The sequence below is a fragment of the Thalassovita sp. ABM4_323 genome (genome assembly GCF_056158665.1).
This window is the reverse complement of sequence record NZ_JBSWTS010000007.1, coordinates 1,707,729-1,724,591: the sequence shown is the minus strand read 5'-3', so window position 1 is coordinate 1,724,591 and position 16,863 is coordinate 1,707,729. Positions and strand designations below refer to the sequence as shown.

Here is a 16,863-nt window from a genome sequence, read left to right as displayed (position 1 = left end):
CGCGCCTCAAAGGATCTGCTTGAGGAACGTCTGAGTGCGCTCGTTCTGGGGATTGTCGAAAAAGGCATCGGGCGTGTTCTCTTCAACAATTTGCCCGGCATCCATAAAGATCACCCGGTCCGCGACTTCGCGGGCAAAGCCCATTTCATGGGTGACGCACAGCATGGTCATCCCGGTGCCCGCAAGCTCCACCATAGTGTCCAACACTTCGCCCACCATTTCGGGATCCAGCGCAGATGTCGGCTCGTCAAAGAGCATCAGGCTGGGTTCCATGCAAAGGGCCCGCGCAATCGCGACGCGCTGTTGTTGGCCTCCCGATAGCTGTCCGGGGAACTTGTCCGCCTGCTCGGGGATCTTTACGCGGGCCAGGAATTTCATGCCGATCTCGCGCGCGTCTTCCTTGCTGCGCTTCAACACGCGCCGTTGCGGCAGGATGCAGTTGTCGATCACGGTCAGGTGCGGAAAGAGGTTGAAGTTCTGGAACACCATGCCGGCATCCTGACGCAGCTTTTCCGCGTTTTTCATGCCTTCTGAAAGCTCGATCCCATCCACATTGATCGAGCCTTCTTGATGAGACTCCAAGTGATTGATGCACCGAATAAGTGTGGACTTGCCAGAACCCGACGGACCGCAAATCACGATGCGTTCGCCCCGTTTCACGGTCAGATTCACGTCGCGCAGGACATGAAAATCACCATACCATTTGTTGACACCAGAAAGGGTGACGGCGACGTCATCCGCCCCGGCGTCGGTGCCGGCGACTGTTGCTGCATTCATTCGCTAGTTACCTCTCGTGTTGAACTTCTCAAGGCATAGCGGTCGCTCATTTGCGTCGAAAAGGATCTTCCAAATGGAATGATTAATTGGAAATTCATTTTTCCAGTTTTCGAGCATCTTTGGAAAAGGCTGACCAAATAATCAGCGAGATGAAAATCGGCTACCGCTTCGACTTGACACTCCGGGCCAAGAATGGTGCCCATGGGGCATGACCAACTTTCGACAACACCTGATCAATGCCTATGATGGCTTGACCCGCCGGGAACGGCAGGTGGCTGATATCTTGCTTGAAAACCCCGAGGTGACGCTCTTGAATTCTGCGTCAGATCTGGCGCAAATGGCCAAAGTGTCCAATTCGACGGTGACGCGGTTTGTAAAGAATTTGGGATTTGAAACCTACGATGCGATGCGCCGGAAGATGCGCAGCCAATTTGGCCAGGGCTCACCTCTTAGCCTTGTAAAACAGCCCGGCGCCCAATCCTCTTCAGACATGATCACACGCTTCGCACAGCAAGAAGCTGAGATCCTTGAAGGCACTTTTGCCCATCTTGATCGCGAGATTTTAGACCAAGCCGCCGAAGCACTGATCAAGGCCCCACAAATCGGTTTTCTGGGGATGCGGAACAGTCATTTTTTTGCCTCATACGCGCATTGGCAGTTTGTCCAGTTCCGCCCTGGCACCCGACTGATTTCGGGCGCGGGCGAGACCAGCGCCGAGCATCTGGCGGGCTTCAAAAAAGGTGATTTGGTGGTCATTGTCGGAGTTCGTCGCATCGTAGGAAAGCTGCGTGCCTGCATCGACATTCTGTCAGACGCCGATGTCGAAATCCTGTTGATTGCAGACGCCAGCTCGTTGCATCTGGCGCAGCGCGCGCGCTGGACCATCGTTTGCCCCGTTGAAAACGAGCATGTATTTGACAGTTATTCAGGCGTACTGGGGGTTCTGCGCTTGTTGGCGTTCACTGCATTGCAAAAAGCCGGGAAGGACGGGCTTGCCTATATGGCTTCGATCGAAGACCACCATCACCGCCTGAACGAGCTGTGAACACCTGAAACACTAGTGCAGCGCGGGGCCTCGCCCCCCACCTCTGCTATTTGCGCCCCTAAGAAACTGGCTGTGCTTCGGGGAAACGCCAGTTACCATTCAACGCCACCTCTTGTGGGCGATACAGCCGGACCAGATAGTTCCACCCCTCGCCGGGGCTGGGCAGATAGTTGGGATAATTCGCTCGGGCGCCATCATCCGGCCCAAGGTGAATGGTCACTGATCCATCCGGGTTCTTCTGGGCGGACTCGTTGTTGAAGGACTGCGAGTTCTGCGCATTGGCCTCCATGAACCCCAGTTTATTGTACATGGTGACCGACCAAAACGCATCTGCGGGCACGTCTTTTATGGTCAACGCGTGCACCTTGTCCGCGTTTTCGGGTTTGGGCTCGTAGGTGGTGTAGATCGTTTCAATCGGAGGCAAGCCCCCCCATCCCACCGCTGCACCAACCAGATGGGTGATCGGAGTCACGTCCTCGGGGCGACCAAACATGTTCTTGATGCCGCGCACATGGCGCACCAAGGGCTGAAGCGCATTGCGTACCCGCTCGAAACCCTCGTAACTCCAGTCCGGAACATCGAACGCGCCTGTCGAGTCCTGTTCGATCAGAAACTGATCTTGCAGCGCGTGAACCGCCTTCAGATCCTCGGGGTCGCGAATATTGACGAACAATCGGATATTGATCGCAGCATAGCGAGCACCGGCGCGCTCTTGCGTGATTTCGTGGAATCCAGGCGTGTGCAGGAATTCCATCGAATAGTGATCCTGATTGATAATCTGCGCCGACACATAGCGATCCCCGCAATCGGGAATGTACAATCGGGCCGGTGTCGACAGATCAATAATCGCCATAGAATACAGCGTGTCCTGATTCATGCGGATCACTGGCTGATTGTCCATGCGCGGTGCGTTGCGATGGTGATTGAACGCGGCCAAACCGACCTCGCGCACGATGCGCGAAAAGGTGATATCTGTAACGGCACGCACGAAATTCTCGGCGGTGACGCGTTCTGTCCCTGTGGGATAATGCTCGTTCATTGAATGTCTCCGATATCTGTCTGGTTGAGGTTTGCGTGTTGCGCCATGGCGATAAAAACCGCGTCCAATCCCAAAACACCTTGGCCTTTTGGCAAAACGCGGACGGGATTTGTGTCGAAGGTTTCAATCTGGTCCCGGTGTGCGGCGGCAAAGACCGACAGGTCGCTGATGGCTTGGGCCAGTGCCACCCGATCCGAAGGCACCGCGCCCCGCACGCCCTGCAACAGCTGTGCGCCTTTCACCTCTTGGATCATCCGATCGGCCTCGTCTGGTGCGATAGGTGCGATCCGAAAACTGACATCTTCGAACACCTCGACAAAAACGCCGCCCAGGCCGAACATGATAACGGGGCCAAAAACTTCGTCGCGGGTGACCCCCAGGATCACATCGACGCCATCCGGCGCCATCGGAGCAACCAGACAACCCTAAATCCTGGCGTGAGGCGCATAGAGCCGCCCGTTTTCCAGACAGGTTTCGAAGGCGTCGCGCACCTCTTGGGCGGATCTGAGCCCGATCTGAACGCCCCCGATATCGGTCTTGTGCGCGATGTCCGCCGACAGGATTTTCACAACGACAGGGCCGGGAATATTGGCGGCGCAGGCCTCGGCATCATCGGCCGTTTTGGCGACAAAAACCTGTGTCGTGGCAATCCCGGCTTTGGACAAAAGCTTTAGACTGTCCACCTCGTTCAAGGCCCCTTTGGGCAGTTGCGCACCTTTGGTCAACTTGGGCCGGATCAGCGGTCGCGCCTGCGCCTCGGCAACCCCAGCAAGAGCCGCAGCAGCGCGCGTTGCGTGGGTCGGTTCGGCAAAGGTAGGAATCCCTGCCGCGTCCAGTTGGCGTTGCACATCCGCATCCATCAAACCGGCCAGCGCGAACCAGATATCCGGATGGCGTTCCCGGATATCCAGCCAGGCGGGCAATATCTGGGCGGCCGCCTTGGGATTTGCCAGCGCCGCGCCCATGAACATTAGGACGATGCCGAAATCCCCGGGATCTTGCGCGATTGCGTCAACGGACTTGTTGAGCAGACTTAGGTCATTGATCACCTGACCGGTAACATCCAGAGGATTGCGTGTGCCGGCAAACGGAACCCAATCGCGTATCTTGGCTTGTGTCTCATCTGCGAGAACCGGAAGGGTCAGCCCCCGGATCGAGGCATCGTCAGCCATCAGAACGCCAACACCGCCCGATACCGTTACAATGCCGGTGTCGCGGTTTCGGGGCAGGCCACCAATCGCCGCGACACATCCCAGCTCAAAGAACTCCTCGATGGAATACGCGCGGTGCGCACCGTATTGCCTAAGCACCGCATCAAAAACGGCGTCGGATCCCGCCAATGCCGCTGTGTGCGACGCTGCGGCTGACTCGCCCACGTCTGTACGCCCCAGCTTGACGGCAATAACGGTTTTCTTGTTCCTGTGGGCCAGCTCCAGCCCCTGGATCAGCCGGGCCCCATCCCGCACACCTTCGATATAGAGCAAGATCACATCGACATGCGGCTGGCTGGCCAGATAGATCAGCCCGTCCGACACCTGAATATCCGCCTCGTTTCCGGTGGTGATGACATGGGCAAGCGGGAGTTGCCGACGTTGCGCCATCATCATCACCTGGCCCCCGAACGCGCCGGATTGCGACACGATCCCGATCCGACCGTCGCGCGACATTGGGGTGGCAAATGCGGGATGGAACGAGGCGATCGCTCCTGTTTTCAGGTTGGCCATGCCCATGCAATTCGGCCCTGCCAGACGCATTTTCGCATCACGTGCGATATCTGCCAGCCGCGATTGCGCTTTTCGCCCGCCGTCGTCGACCTCGGCAAACCCGGCCGAGAACATGATGACCGAGCCCACACCTGTCTCGGCGCAACCGATCAGCGCCTGTTCGGCCTGCGCCCGTGGCACCGCACAAATGGCCAGATCAACCGGGCCGTCGACGTCTCGGATATCTGGGACAGTCGGGTAGCCCTGAATTTCCGAAGCATTCGGATTCACCGGAAGAACCCTGCCCCCGAAGCCCGAATTTTTCAGGAATGACACGGGTAGACCGCCAATCTTATTTGGCGAGGTCGATGCCCCAATCACAGCAATTGACGCAGGATCAAAGAGCGCTGAAAGCGCTGTTTCAGACGAAGTCATTTTCGAAGACCGTTTTTTGAAGAGATTGCGCCGAGCGCCCTGACAGACGCTCGGCAAGGGTCATAAGGGGCCTAGCCCGCGCCAGGAGGAACAAGCGCCTCGGGCACCTTCAGACCGATTTCTGTGTAGTAGCGGTAAGCGCCCCTGTGCAAAGGCACGTTCATTTCCGAGAAAGCCGTATCCAGTGTGATCACCTTCATCCAGTCAGCGGTGGCGTGGATGTCGGCGATATTTTCCCAGAAGGTCCGCGTCAGATCATAGATCACCTGCTCGTCTAGACCCACATGCGTGCCCAACCCACCCCAGGACCCAAGGGTCCGGATCGGCGTCTGGTTAACCATGTTTTCATAGGCACCCGCCGGAATCGTATCGATCGTGCGCCCCGGCAAGCGCAGAACCGACTTTACCCCTTCAAGCGCAAAGTCCTGATCGCTTAGGCCAAGCAGCCGGATCGGAGAGATCAGCGAGAACTGCTGAATTGTGCCCGAAGGCAATGACGTCGGCGAGATATAGACATCCATCTGCCGGTCCACAAAGGCCGTGTTGGCCGATTTCCAATCGAACTTCATCGCTTCGAAATCGACTCCGGGTTCCAACCCGGTGACCCCCGTGACGACCTTGGTGATGGTCGAGGTCGCTGCCCCGCCAGGTGGGCCCAGGAAAACCTTCTTTCCCTTGATGTCATGCAGTGTTTCGATACCGGAATCCGCGTAGGTCACGATCTGGTAAGGCCCCAGAGGATAGGCAAGGATTCCGCGCAGGTTCTGGGCCAGTTCCGGTGCGTTATCGATCTTGCTGAACATGGCCTTTTTGTTTGCCATCATGTAGTTGATCACCGGAAAAATCGACACCAGATCCACCTTGCCAAGCGCTGCATCCAGCTCGGCCTTGGTGCCCGGTTTGCCGACCGAGAGCTGAATCTCGATCGGCAGGTTCTTCTTGATGACCTGCGAAAAGGCGACATCAAACTGACCGGGGCCGCTGGTCGCCGGAAAGCTGTCTTGGGTCAGGAAAGTCTTGTTCGCGGACAGCACCTGGCCAGGACAGACCAGCCCTGCGGCGGCAAGCGCACCACTGGCTAGAAGATCACGTCGTTTCATTTCAATTCTCCTCCTGATTGTCGGCATTTGGCGCATTGATCTGCGCTAGATGGTTTTTCGTTGAGGTTGGTAGAGACGTTCCCAAGCGACCTGTGCCACCCCACCGATCAGGCCCACGACCTGAAAGCCCGGGACCGGAACCAGCATCATCCCAGCCGCCAGAACACGCAGGATGCGTTTGCCCAAAGACAGTGGCACGACATCGATCCCACTGAGGGCGGTGGTCAAAATCCAGATGGCGAAACCGAGCCGGACAAGAACCGAGGCCAGCGCGGCATAGCTGAAGCCCTCCACCACCAGCAGCAGACTGGGCTCGAAAACAAAGACAAAGGGGACGATGAAACCGACCGCTGACAGGCGCAAAGCGGTCACACCGGTGCGGACAGGATCTGCGCCTGCAATGGGCGCCGCAGCCACAGCCGCCAGCGCAACTGGGGGTGTGATCGCCGACAGAACGCCGAAATAGAAGACGAACATATGGACCGACAGCTCGGGCAGACCCATTTTCCGCAGCGCCAAGCCCAGAACCATGATGATCACCAGATAGGCTGGCAAAGTGGGCATCCCCATTCCCAGCACCAGACAGGCCAGCGCGGCAAAGACCAAGGCCAGCAACACGTTGCCCTGCGCAATCAGCGACACTTCGGAGGCAAACTTAATGCCCAGACCTGTCAGATCGAATACGCCGATGATCAGGCCAATTGCTCCAACGGCCATCATGATGCTGGCCCCTGCGACACCTCCTTTGGCCAGGGCCCTGAGCAAAATAACCGGGTTGCGTCGCAACTGAGGATTGACCAAAAGCCCCGTCACAATCGTTGCGATGACCGCCCAAAACCCGGCCATTGACGCAGACCGACCCATCGCCAACGTCCCCACCACGGCCAGCAAAGGCACGAAGAACATCAATGACTTAAGGCCGTCTCCTGGCAGCATTCTTTTGCGTGCATCACCGGTTTGCGGCTTTAGCCCCAGCCGCTTGGCCTCGTAATCCACGGACAGAAACAAGCTGGCGTAGTACAGCAAGGCCGGCAGCAGCGCGGCAATGCAGATTGTTTGATAGGACGTCCCCGTCAACTGCGACATCAGAAAGGCGGCAGCGCCCATCACTGGGGGCATCAATTGCCCGCCCGTGGACGCCGCGGCCTCGACCCCGCCAGCAAAGTTGCCGCGAAACCCGCGTTCCTTGATCAAGGGGATGGTCACCGCGCCCGTCCCAACTACATTGGCTGTGACGCTGCCCGATGACATACCGAAAATGCTGGATGCGATGATCGCCGCATGCGCAGGCCCGCCCCGTGTCCGTCCGGTCGCCGACAGCGCCATGCGGATCATCACCTCGCCCGCGCCTGTCGCCTCGAGAAGCGCCCCGAAGACAACAAAGATGAACACAAGCAGCACGACCAGCCCAGTCGGAAAGCCGAACACACCCTGGAAGCCGAACCAGATCACTTCGAGCGTTTGCTCGAGAGAAAAACCGGAATGATGAAACACCCAAGGCAAATTGCTGCCGAACAGACAATAGGCAAGACAAAGCCCCGCAAAGACCGACAGCGCCAAGCCAAACACCCGCCGCGACAGCTCTAGCAACGTCAAAAGCGCCAACAGAACCGAGGCCAGTTCATACCAGGCATAGCTGGCCACAAGGAACTCTATGTCTTCCATCTTGGCCAGAAACGTCCAGCACGCAAAGGCCATGTTTGCGATCAAGGCAAGGTCGAACACCAGGCACACCTGCCGTAGCCAACCAACACGCGAGTGAACCCCCAGCGGCAGCGGATACGCGCACGTAACCACGACCGTACTGGCAAAAACAGCGGCCGCCCGGATGTATTCGGGGCGCGTATACTGGCCAAGCCAAGCAATCAAAATCGCATGCAGCGACATGACCACCGCCAACGCCGCGCCAATCATAAACAACGGTCTGGCCCCTCGCCTTTCGGCAAGCTCCGCTTCTTGCGACATGTAATTCCCTCCCAAGGTGGCCGATACGCATCGCGGATGCCTATTTGCCAAGTGCGTCTCCAATCACACAGCTAAAGTAAAAGTGAATTTACTTTTACCTGTCAAGAAGTTTTTCCCTTGCTACCCGGCGGAACAGTTGGTCGTATGTCCACATGCAGCAACACATTCACGAACCGAAACAAAAGCGCGGACAAGAACGGCAAGAGGCCGTTATCCAGGCTGGATTGCGTCTCTTGAAATCCGAGACATTGGAGTCCCTGACGATGACTCAGCTAGCAAAGGAATCCGGGTGTTCTGTCGGAAACATCTACAAGAGGTTTTCGGGAAAAAAGGGCTTTCTAGAAGTACTTATCGCCTCGGCGGACGTGGATATGATGCAGGTCACGACCCAGCAACTTTCGGATGCGGCACAACAGGCCACAACACTGCGCGAGGCCATTGATGCCATCATCACGACCATGGTCACAACCTGCCGCGAGTATCGCGGTTTGATCCGCGCAATTCGCCTGTACCGGTTGAAACATTACCCGAACGATACGCCCAACCTCGCGCAGACCCGGAAAAACATAGCCAAAATGGAGATGGATCTGCTGCGCACATTCCTTCCTCCGGAGCTGGATTTCGACAAAAACGAGCGGGCCATTCGGTTCGCGATTCAGGCCGTTTTTTCCAACGTTGTGCAGGTCGCGATGCTGCCTGTGGGCTTTGTCGAGATCGATGACGAAGATTTCATAGATCTATCAGCGGACATGCTTGCCGTCAGCATCGACAGCATCATCGCGCGGGACCGGACCTAGCCCACCTCTCAGAGCAGCTTGCACTCGGCCTCCTCGCTGAGGGTCGCCGCAGCCGAGAAATCGGCCGCATTGGGGGCTAGTCGGCGGATCAATGCAATACCCGTCGTGGAATTCAGCACGACATCCGGGGCCGCGCCGGTCGCTGGAATAACGGCCTGCTCTCGCGAGACAATGACATCCACTCCGTCGCCCTCCCCCTGAAGCGGAACGTTGAAAACATTGTCTGTATTGCGCTGAAAAATCGACAAGGACCCATAGGTTTCCCCCCGGGGAACCGTGATGCGCATGGGGCCATCAGAAAGATCCAACAGACAAATCGAATAGGCCAGATCCGGTGAAGGCCGCACGATCGCCCGCATGTGCGGATCAATGCGTGGGGCCATGGTCCACTTGTTTTCCTGAACGCCAAAGGCCGAAACCAGCTGCCCTCTTGCGCGGTCCATGATGAGCCCCGGAAGGTTCTCCAGGGTCAAAAGGTGCCCAACCCAATGCGCGCCTGACAGGACCAGACCAGCAAAAATCAACTTGTATCGCATCTTATGCATTCTGCTTACATCCAATCTTGGTGATGGTCGGCGGCACCATGTGATCCATGGGGGTCTCGATGAAGGCCGTGTCCGGCAAGTACAGCCGCATGGTAACGTCAAATCGTCCGCCCGCTTTTGTGGACACCCAGTTTTCAGATGAATCCGCTGGCGGGTCCGATGACAGGACAACCGACCACGACTGCCCGGCCCGAACCTCTGTCGCATCAAAGGACAGATGCCCATCGTCGTTTAGCGGCAAAAAGCCCTCGGGGTCGTAGACGGTAAACGACCACCATTGCGCAGGCAGTGCCCCCCCGGATAGGCGATACTCGCACTCTTCGGTCAACCGGTCCCCGTCATCGTCTCGGTTCTTGATGAAATAGACCGCCTCGGAGCGACGCAACGCCAGCAGACCATAGCGCGCAACCCAGGCCGTCGTGTAGGGGTCGCTGGCCTTGGTGCCGATGGTCCAGTTGCTGACCCAGTTGTTCAAGAAAATCTGTTCGCCCAAGGGGTTTTTCAGCGTTCCCAAACCGGACAGATAGATCGCCGAGATCGCCCCCGCCACCAGCCCGACAACGCTGCATGTCGCGCCAATGGTATAATAGCCTAATCGCATTGGTTTTCTTCCTCCCTACTATACCGCTAAAGACCCAGCAGGCGGGATCCATATCGCGCCAGAATTCCCGGGTACGACGCCGGGAGGCATCGAACCATCAGGTCGGTCACATAGGCCTCTTTGGTGATCAAAATGCGGCCCTTGCCGCGACGCACGCCGTTCAGAATGCGGTCCGCCGCCCGTTCGGCGGGCATCCGCAGCAATCGCGCGTTATAGAGCTCCGCCCGCCGTTTGGCCTCGCGCCTCTCGTCATCGCTCAGGCTTGCATCCTCGGGAATGGCCGCATTGGCAATGTTCGTGGCGACTCCTCCGGGATGCACCACGGTGACCCGTACCGGATGCCCGGCTTCTTGCATTTCAACGCGCAGCGTGTCAGTCAGGCCGCGCACCGCAAATTTGCTGGCGCAATAGGCCGACAAGCCCTGCTGCGCCATGACACCGTTCAAGCTGGAGATATTCACCAGGGCTCCGTCTCCGCTGGCAATCAAATGCGGCAGAAAGGCCTTGCTGGTCCACAAAACCCCCATCAGATTCACCTGTAGAATGGTCTCGATATGGGTGTCTGCCATTTCCAGGAACTCGCGCGATCCCAGAGTCGTGCCCGCGTTGTTGTACAGCTGATGCACAGCCCCGAACCGATCTTGGACGCGGGTGGCGTAGGGTGTGATCGCGGTTTTGTCGGCAACATCCAGAGGGCAAATGTCGACCTCGGCGCCAGTCTGGCGCAGCAGATTTTCCGTTTCAGCCAAGCCCGCAGCATTGATGTCTGACAGCGCCAGCCGAGCACCGCGCTTGGCCAAGCCCAATGCCAAGGCCCGCCCGATACCCGAGCCCGCTCCGGTGACAACGGCGACTTTGTCTTGAAAATCGGTCTTGTGTGAAAACAGCATATCAGGCCCTCTGTCGCCTTGGCGCGTGCTGGTGCTTGCGGGCAATGGCCTCCACAAGGGTCGACACCAAGCCGTCTGCCAGGTCATGCCCAGCGCCCTTTAGGATTACCAATTCGGCATTGGGGATCACCCTGACCAGGTCCTGCCCACCGCTTGGGGCCACCAACTTGTCGCGATCCGCATGCACGACCAATGTCGGCGCCAGAACCGAGCGCAGACGCTGCGTTCGGTTGCCGGATTTCTTGATCGCCCCCAACTGACGGCGCAGACGTGCGCTGGCGCTGCCCAGCGGGGTCTGTGCGGTCGGACCGATACCACGCGCCCAGGCCCGTCTCGCATATGCCTCGGCCTGGGCCTCGTTCAGCGGATAGTCCCGCCCCGCGATCAAACGCATCACACGCAGATAGAACGCGACATAGCTTTCGCAGCTGTCTGGCGGCCTGCGCAACAACGCAATCACCGCAGCGATCGAAGGATGCCCAACCAGAGGCGCTCCGGTCGTTGTCGATAGACAGGTAAGACCCAACACGCGTTCCGGGAATCTGATACCGATTTCCTGTGCGATCATGCCGCCCATCGAAAACCCCAGAACATGAAACTGCGCGTGGCCCAGGTGATCCATGACGGCGATGGTATCGTCTGCCATGTCAGACAGCGCATAATCGTCCGAGCGCAACTGGTTCATCGCAAGGCGCCACAGGCTGGGTTGATCCTTGGTTCCCAGCATCGAACGCCCGGCATCTCGGTTGTCCAGCAAGATCAGTTGAAACCCGGCTTTCTGCAACCCCTCGAGCAAGCCCCCAGGCCAATAGGTCATATCCAATCCGATACCGGCCAGCAGCACCATCGGCGTGCCCTCTCCGAGACTACGAAAGCAGATCCGCCCGCCGGTCGCCAGCGTCACAAACTGGTCTGGATCAGGCGCGCTCATGCAGCCGAGCTTTCGCTGGGGGCACGGGGCACAGATGAAAACTGCAATTCGGGTGCGTCGACGCGACCACGCCGAAATAGCTTGGCATCCGAGAAGTAGCTAAAGGTCATTTGCCACGGGTACCTGTCCCCTTGCTTTGGCAAGAACGGTATGGCCCGTTTCACATAGCCAGCCCCGAAATCCAGCAAGGGACGGCTGGGCATTGGCGCGGTCGGTTTCCGGGGGACGCAAACGTTCAAATCGCGATCCTGCATATGGCGCAGCACCCGGCAGAAATGATCGTTCAGCAGGCCTACTTTCAATGTCCAGGATGAATTTGTGTATCCGACGGCGAAACAGAAGTTTGGCACACCGTCCAACATCAAACCCTTATAGACATACCGACCGGCCGTGTTGATCTGGTCCCCATCGATGCGCAGATCAATCCCGCCAAACAGCCGCAATTTCAGCCCCGTCGCGGTAATAATGATGTCGGCCTCAAGCGTCTGACCATTGCTCAGGCGGACTCCGTCTTTGGTAAAGCTATCCACGCCAGCGGTGCAGATCGACGCAGACCCGTTTGAAATCGCGTCGAAAAAGTCTCCGTCGGGTGCCGCGCACAACCGCTGATCCCACGGATCGTAAGGCGGGTTAAAGTCAACATCGACCGGATACGCCGCGGGAAGGTGCTTGCGCGTGTGGCTGCGGATCAAGCGCCGTGCCAATTTGGGAAACCGCTGACAAAACAGGTAGGTATAGCGTTGAAACAGAATATAGCGATACCGGTTCAGCCGATGCGCCCACGCCGCAGGCAACAGCCTGTTCGTCAACAGGGCCAGTTTGTCTGACTTCGGCCGCGCCACAACATAGGTCGGGCTGCGCTGCACCTGAACCACATGCGCGGCTCTTTGTGCGAGTTCGGGCAACAGGGTCACGGCCGTCGCGCCACTGCCAATCATCACAATGCGCCTGCCCGCGTAGTCCAGGTCTTGGGGCCAATGCTGCGGATGGACGATCTGACCGGCAAAATCGTTCTGGTTCTTGAAGGTGGGGGAAAATCCCTCGTCATAGTCATAATACCCCGAGGCACCGTACAACCAGCGACACCGCAATTTTTGGGGCTGCGCCTCGGGATCGAGGGTGCTCTGGACGCTGACCTCCCACATGGCCTCGGCGCTGTTCCAGTTCGCGCCAACCACCCGGTGCGAGAACGTTATCTTTTGTTGCAGGTCGTATTCCGCAACGGTTTCGTCCAAATAGTCCAGAATGTCCCCACCCGACGCAATCGCATCGTGCTTGGTCCAGGGTTTGAAATCATAGCTGAACGTATAGAGATCCGAGTCCGAGCGGATGCCTGGATACCGAAAGAGATCCCAGGTACCACCGATCCTGTTGCGGGCTTCTATCAATCCGATACGCAGATCCGGGAAGCTCTGCGTCAGAGCGCAGGCACATCCAATTCCGGACAGGCCGGCACCAACAATCAGAACATCGAAATGCTCGGTTTCTAAGTTTAGGGCGCGTTTCATAGGCCAAGTAAGCCCTCTTGCCCAACCAATTGATATATGCAGAATGCATAAAAGATTGGAAAGGTTTCAGCATAATGCACAAAATCTCTGCCGATGCGGCTGCGCTTCTTCAAAAAGGAGCCACGTTCATTCTGGAACACTTCGACCTTTTCATTGTCGAGCTGGATGCTGCCGTTCTGGACTCCGTTCAGTTGCCCGACACCGAATTGCAACGATTGATCTACAGCGCCAACCGGATGAACGTGCGCCACTGGACGCAACAAACACTGGCCGCGCCGCATCAACCTGTTCCGGCCAACCTGTCGCCCGAGTTGCAGCAGATCACCCGAGAACAGGCGCGTCTGGGCATCGATCAACTGGCAGAAAAAGCCTATCGCGTCGGACAACACGTAGCCTGGACCAATTGGATGCAGGTTCTGTTTCAGATGTCTGACGACAAGGACATCCTGAAAGAGGCCCTTTCCTTTTCATCGCGCTCGATCAACAACTTTGTTGACGTGACATTGGAGGGGCTTCGTCGGCAAATCGAGCGCGAACAGATGATGCTGACGCAAAGCCGTCACGCCCAAAGGCGCCAGCTTGTCTTCGACTTTCTCGAAGGCCGCGCGACGCATCCGGCGACTGTTGGACAGCAGCTGAGCTACCGATTGGATCGCACCCATTGCGCCCACATTATCTGGAGCCGCTCCGACGCTGCGGACACAGCACATATCGAGGATGTCGCCCAGTCTCTGATCGAGATGGCTGGCTCGCGGGATGCTTTGATGATCATGGTCGATCCCGAGACATGCTGGTTGTGGTTGCCCAAATCGCTGCCAGACAATGTGCTAAGCGCCCAGAGCGGGCCTGAAATCCGCATTGCGGTTGGCGCACCCCTTGCTGGGCCCGAAGGATTTAAACGCAGCTTGAAACAGGCCCAAACCACGCGTCGCATCCTGTCCGATGCGAACCCCGAATACGCAATGGCGCGCTATGACACCATTCGCAGCGTGGCGACCTTCACCGCTGATCCAAGTGCACGGGCGCGATATGCCCTGGAATGCTTGGGGGCGCTGCTGGACGCCCCTCCTCCGTTGCGCCGCGCGCTGCGTATCTATCTGCGCGAAGGGTCAAATGCGGCGGAAACCGCCAAGGCTCTGGGCATCCATCGAAATACTTTGTCGCAACAATTGGCGCGCGCGCAGGACCTGCTGCCATCGGCGCTGAACGGTGAAACGCGTCTGGATGTCATGATGGCGCTAGAGCTGGACCATTGGACAAACCACACACCTCATTGATCAGATCCCCGCCCCGTTTCTGGTTCTTTGGCGCAAGGTCTCTGACGATCAGAATGTGGATATTCTGTTGGCCAGCTCGACTGGCAAAGCGACCTTGTGCCACCCACCAGAGATGCTAGGGCTGACCGCTGGGTGGCTCCAGCAGTTTAAGCCGTTCTTCTTCGCTGGGTGGATGCTTTAGCACGGCGATAAGACAAAGTGCGCTGGCTTGGACCTCGGAGGGGAAAATGTCATTTGGCACATCGATCGGGCGAACAGAAAAGGTTTTCATTCCTGCCAACCCGTGGGGTGCCAAGGTCAAATAGGCCGCAATTCTCTCTGGCGGCCCATCAATCACGTAATCAATGGCCTGACATTCCTGCACCACAGACACCAAAGTCTGAAAAGCCCGAGCCGACGCGATTCGCGTCAGGTTTTGGCCTGTCGAGGTCTCGGTGGAATGGGAAAAGACCAGCGTATAGAGGCTTTGGTGGTGCTGGGTAAACCGCATGAACGCCTTCGAGAGCGCGAACAGCCTCTCTGGCGGAGCGGAGCCGGTTTTGGCCAGCTCTTGCTCTTGGATTTGAGCGAAGGTGTCATAGCCATGGGCCACCAAGGCATCCAATAGCGCCGCCTTGTTTGCAAAATGTTTGTAGGCGGCAGCGTGAGTTACGCCATTCAGCTTAGCCAACTCTCGCATCGTAAAATCAGGCCGCCCCCTTTCCTGAAGGAGCTTCAGAGCCGTTTCCAACAGGGCCTTTGGCAGGTTCTGATGGTGATAGGTTTTCTTGGACTGATTTTTTTTTGATTCCATAGGGTTGATCATACCAACCTTCGCTGACCCAGCGCTAGTCTTGACAGCAGCGGGGATTTTCCTGAATAAAGTAACCATTGGTAACTTTAAGATCAAAAACGCCAAACCAACAGAGGAAAATCTCATGAAACACCTGTTTACAGCAGCGCTCTTGTGCTCTGGCGCGACAATGGCCAGCGCCGATCAGATCGACTGGCGCTCGCCAACACTGATGGAAGCGCGCGCGCAAATGTTCCATCCGTCGTTCAACTATCTCGCCAATCAGCATATGGATCAGCTGTTTGCCTCGCGCGATGTTCCAGCCGGAGACAATAGCTGGGCTCTGGCCTCGTCCCCCGTGGATCTGAGCGGCGCGTATATGATCGGTGGCGAAATGCGCGCGCTTGACGATGCGCTTGAATGGCTCGACACCAACGCGTTGGTGGTGCTCAAAGACGGGGCCATCGCGTATGAAACCTATCGCAATGGCAGCGACGAAGACACGCAATTCATGACCTTCTCGGTCGCGAAGTCCTATGTCGCATCGCTTGTTGGTTTCGCTTTGCAAGATGGGTTGATCGAGGATCTTTCAGACCCGATTACCAAGTACCTGCCGGAAATGAAGGGAACCGGATATGATGGCCCCACGATTGATGACGTCCTGCGGATGCGCTCTGGGGCGGATTGGCTTGAAGTCTACGAATTTGGCTCTGAAACCCAGCTGACCAAAGTGCATGACGGCGCTAATGTCGGCTATGCCTTCCGTTGGTGCGACTATGCGGCCAATGAAAGCGTACCTGGGAAAAATGCCCCGGGGGCGGCGTTCAACTACAGTACGCTGGATACCTCAGTCTTGGGATGTCTGGTGGAACGCGTCGTCGGCAAGACGGGCGCGGACTACATGTCCGAGAAACTGTGGAAACCGGCCGGTATGACCTCGGACGCCTATTGGATCATGGATGGTCCCGAGGGCGAAGGTCGTGAATTCTTTGGTGCAGGTTTCGCTGCCACAGCCCGTGACCACGCGCGCTATGGACAGTTGATCCTGCAACAGGGGGCCCGCGAAGACGGCACTCAGATCATCCCGGCCGATTGGGTCAAAGCCATGACAACCGCCGGCGGAATCTATGATGAAACATTCCCCGGTCTGCCCTATGGGTATGGGTACCAATGGTGGACATTGCGCGGGACACCCCTGTTCGCTGCTCAGGGCCTGCACAACCAATACATCTATGTGGACCCGGTCAACAGCATCGTGATTTTCAAGGCCAGCTACACCCCCGAACCGATCGGTCGCGGCGAGGAAATGTATGCTCTGTTCGGCCAGATTACCGAACGCCTGCTCGCCAAGTAAGCAGCCAAACCTCATCCCGCAGCGCGTGATCGCTGCGGGGACATCTCTGAGCGTCAATCCTGGTCCGAAAATGCGAGCGAGCGTCTGCTCGCCTCTTGTATGGACTGCGCGGCCGAACCAAGTC

Annotated in this window: 14 protein-coding genes and 1 pseudogene; 4 read left to right on the top strand and 11 right to left on the bottom strand. The window is 57.6% G+C overall.

Annotation, left to right across the window (positions count from 1 at the left end):
• Positions 1-6: 6 nt before the first annotated feature.
• Complete coding sequence (locus ACXADQ_RS10990; protein WP_475320251.1) at positions 7-777, bottom strand: amino acid ABC transporter ATP-binding protein; 771 nt, start codon at positions 775-777, stop codon at positions 7-9.
• A gap of 208 nt (positions 778-985) precedes the next feature.
• Here ACXADQ_RS10990 and ACXADQ_RS10985 point away from each other — a divergent pair, with 208 nt between their 5' ends.
• Positions 986-1,822, top strand: coding sequence for a MurR/RpiR family transcriptional regulator (locus ACXADQ_RS10985; RefSeq protein WP_475320247.1), 837 nt, complete (start codon positions 986-988; stop codon positions 1,820-1,822).
• A gap of 58 nt (positions 1,823-1,880) precedes the next feature.
• On the opposite strand, the gene ACXADQ_RS10980 is transcribed toward ACXADQ_RS10985, so the two are convergent.
• From ACXADQ_RS10980 to ACXADQ_RS10965, 4 genes and pseudogenes are all read right to left on the bottom strand, one after another.
• Complete coding sequence (locus ACXADQ_RS10980) at positions 1,881-2,861, bottom strand: DUF1214 domain-containing protein (protein ID WP_475320245.1); 981 nt, start codon at positions 2,859-2,861, stop codon at positions 1,881-1,883.
• Positions 2,858-4,999, bottom strand: a pseudogene (locus tag ACXADQ_RS10975) (acetate--CoA ligase family protein). The gene ACXADQ_RS10980 and the pseudogene ACXADQ_RS10975 overlap by 4 nt, the downstream one beginning before the upstream one ends.
• A gap of 71 nt (positions 5,000-5,070) precedes the next feature.
• Positions 5,071-6,099 (bottom strand): TAXI family TRAP transporter solute-binding subunit, encoded by a 1,029-nt coding sequence (locus ACXADQ_RS10970; protein ID WP_475320242.1) that lies wholly within the window; start codon positions 6,097-6,099, stop codon positions 5,071-5,073.
• Between the two features lie 45 nt (positions 6,100-6,144).
• On the bottom strand, positions 6,145-8,064 hold the full coding sequence (locus ACXADQ_RS10965) for a TRAP transporter permease (RefSeq protein ID WP_475320237.1): 1,920 nt from the start codon (positions 8,062-8,064) through the stop codon (positions 6,145-6,147).
• Positions 8,065-8,216: 152 nt separating this feature from the next.
• Here ACXADQ_RS10965 and ACXADQ_RS10960 point away from each other — a divergent pair, with 152 nt between their 5' ends.
• Positions 8,217-8,861 (top strand): TetR/AcrR family transcriptional regulator, encoded by a 645-nt coding sequence (locus tag ACXADQ_RS10960; protein WP_475320232.1) that lies wholly within the window; start codon positions 8,217-8,219, stop codon positions 8,859-8,861.
• 8 nt (positions 8,862-8,869) lie between these two features.
• Here the strand turns inward: ACXADQ_RS10960 and ACXADQ_RS10955 are convergent, their stop codons facing one another.
• The 5 genes from ACXADQ_RS10955 to ACXADQ_RS10935 all read right to left on the bottom strand — a co-directional run bounded on the left by ACXADQ_RS10955 (position 8,870) and on the right by ACXADQ_RS10935 (position 13,336).
• Positions 8,870-9,304, bottom strand: a complete 435-nt coding sequence (locus ACXADQ_RS10955; RefSeq protein ID WP_475320229.1) for a DUF1254 domain-containing protein — start codon at positions 9,302-9,304, stop codon at positions 8,870-8,872.
• Positions 9,305-9,398: 94 nt separating this feature from the next.
• Positions 9,399-10,007, bottom strand: a complete 609-nt coding sequence (locus ACXADQ_RS10950) for a DUF1214 domain-containing protein (RefSeq protein WP_475320226.1) — start codon at positions 10,005-10,007, stop codon at positions 9,399-9,401.
• Positions 10,008-10,033: 26 nt separating this feature from the next.
• The gene (locus ACXADQ_RS10945) at positions 10,034-10,897 is read right to left on the bottom strand and encodes an SDR family NAD(P)-dependent oxidoreductase (protein WP_475320224.1); all 864 of its coding nucleotides are present in this window, start codon (positions 10,895-10,897) and stop codon (positions 10,034-10,036) included.
• Between the two features lies 1 nt (position 10,898).
• A complete protein-coding gene (locus ACXADQ_RS10940; RefSeq protein WP_475320220.1) occupies positions 10,899-11,828 on the bottom strand; it encodes an alpha/beta fold hydrolase in 930 nt (309 codons plus the stop codon).
• Positions 11,825-13,336, bottom strand: coding sequence for a flavin-containing monooxygenase (locus ACXADQ_RS10935; protein ID WP_475320218.1), 1,512 nt, complete (start codon positions 13,334-13,336; stop codon positions 11,825-11,827). Before ACXADQ_RS10935 ends, ACXADQ_RS10940 begins: the two co-directional genes overlap by 4 nt.
• Before the next feature lie 74 nt (positions 13,337-13,410).
• Here ACXADQ_RS10935 and ACXADQ_RS10930 point away from each other — a divergent pair, with 74 nt between their 5' ends.
• Positions 13,411-14,613, top strand: a complete 1,203-nt coding sequence (locus ACXADQ_RS10930; RefSeq protein WP_475320214.1) for a PucR family transcriptional regulator — start codon at positions 13,411-13,413, stop codon at positions 14,611-14,613.
• A 115-nt stretch (positions 14,614-14,728) separates the two neighbouring features.
• Here ACXADQ_RS10930 and ACXADQ_RS10925 read toward each other — a convergent pair whose 3' ends face one another.
• Positions 14,729-15,418, bottom strand: a complete 690-nt coding sequence (locus ACXADQ_RS10925; protein ID WP_475320211.1) for a TetR/AcrR family transcriptional regulator — start codon at positions 15,416-15,418, stop codon at positions 14,729-14,731.
• 112 nt (positions 15,419-15,530) lie between these two features.
• On the opposite strand from ACXADQ_RS10925, the gene ACXADQ_RS10920 reads away from it, so the two are divergent.
• Complete coding sequence (locus ACXADQ_RS10920; protein ID WP_475320207.1) at positions 15,531-16,739, top strand: serine hydrolase domain-containing protein; 1,209 nt, start codon at positions 15,531-15,533, stop codon at positions 16,737-16,739.
• The last annotated feature ends 124 nt before the right edge of the window (positions 16,740-16,863 follow it).

What these genes read in the sequence shown, in the direction of transcription:
- ACXADQ_RS10965 (WP_475320237.1), bottom strand. Translation starts at nt 8,064, where the DNA reads ATGTCGCAAGAAGCGGAGCTTGCCGAAAGGCGAGGGGCCAGACCGTTG.
- ACXADQ_RS10925 (WP_475320211.1), bottom strand. Translation starts at nt 15,418, where the DNA reads ATGATCAACCCTATGGAATCAAAAAAAAATCAGTCCAAGAAAACCTAT.
- ACXADQ_RS10985 (WP_475320247.1), top strand. Translation starts at nt 986, where the DNA reads ATGACCAACTTTCGACAACACCTGATCAATGCCTATGATGGCTTGACC.
- ACXADQ_RS10920 (WP_475320207.1), top strand. Translation starts at nt 15,531, where the DNA reads ATGAAACACCTGTTTACAGCAGCGCTCTTGTGCTCTGGCGCGACAATG.
- ACXADQ_RS10980 (WP_475320245.1), bottom strand. Translation starts at nt 2,861, where the DNA reads ATGAACGAGCATTATCCCACAGGGACAGAACGCGTCACCGCCGAGAAT.
- ACXADQ_RS10930 (WP_475320214.1), top strand. Translation starts at nt 13,411, where the DNA reads ATGCACAAAATCTCTGCCGATGCGGCTGCGCTTCTTCAAAAAGGAGCC.
- ACXADQ_RS10935 (WP_475320218.1), bottom strand. Translation starts at nt 13,336, where the DNA reads ATGAAACGCGCCCTAAACTTAGAAACCGAGCATTTCGATGTTCTGATT.
- ACXADQ_RS10990 (WP_475320251.1), bottom strand. Translation starts at nt 777, where the DNA reads ATGAATGCAGCAACAGTCGCCGGCACCGACGCCGGGGCGGATGACGTC.
- ACXADQ_RS10960 (WP_475320232.1), top strand. Translation starts at nt 8,217, where the DNA reads ATGCAGCAACACATTCACGAACCGAAACAAAAGCGCGGACAAGAACGG.
- ACXADQ_RS10970 (WP_475320242.1), bottom strand. Translation starts at nt 6,099, where the DNA reads ATGAAACGACGTGATCTTCTAGCCAGTGGTGCGCTTGCCGCCGCAGGG.
- ACXADQ_RS10945 (WP_475320224.1), bottom strand. Translation starts at nt 10,897, where the DNA reads ATGCTGTTTTCACACAAGACCGATTTTCAAGACAAAGTCGCCGTTGTC.
- ACXADQ_RS10955 (WP_475320229.1), bottom strand. Translation starts at nt 9,304, where the DNA reads ATGGACCGCGCAAGAGGGCAGCTGGTTTCGGCCTTTGGCGTTCAGGAA.
- ACXADQ_RS10950 (WP_475320226.1), bottom strand. Translation starts at nt 10,007, where the DNA reads ATGCGATTAGGCTATTATACCATTGGCGCGACATGCAGCGTTGTCGGG.
- ACXADQ_RS10940 (WP_475320220.1), bottom strand. Translation starts at nt 11,828, where the DNA reads ATGAGCGCGCCTGATCCAGACCAGTTTGTGACGCTGGCGACCGGCGGG.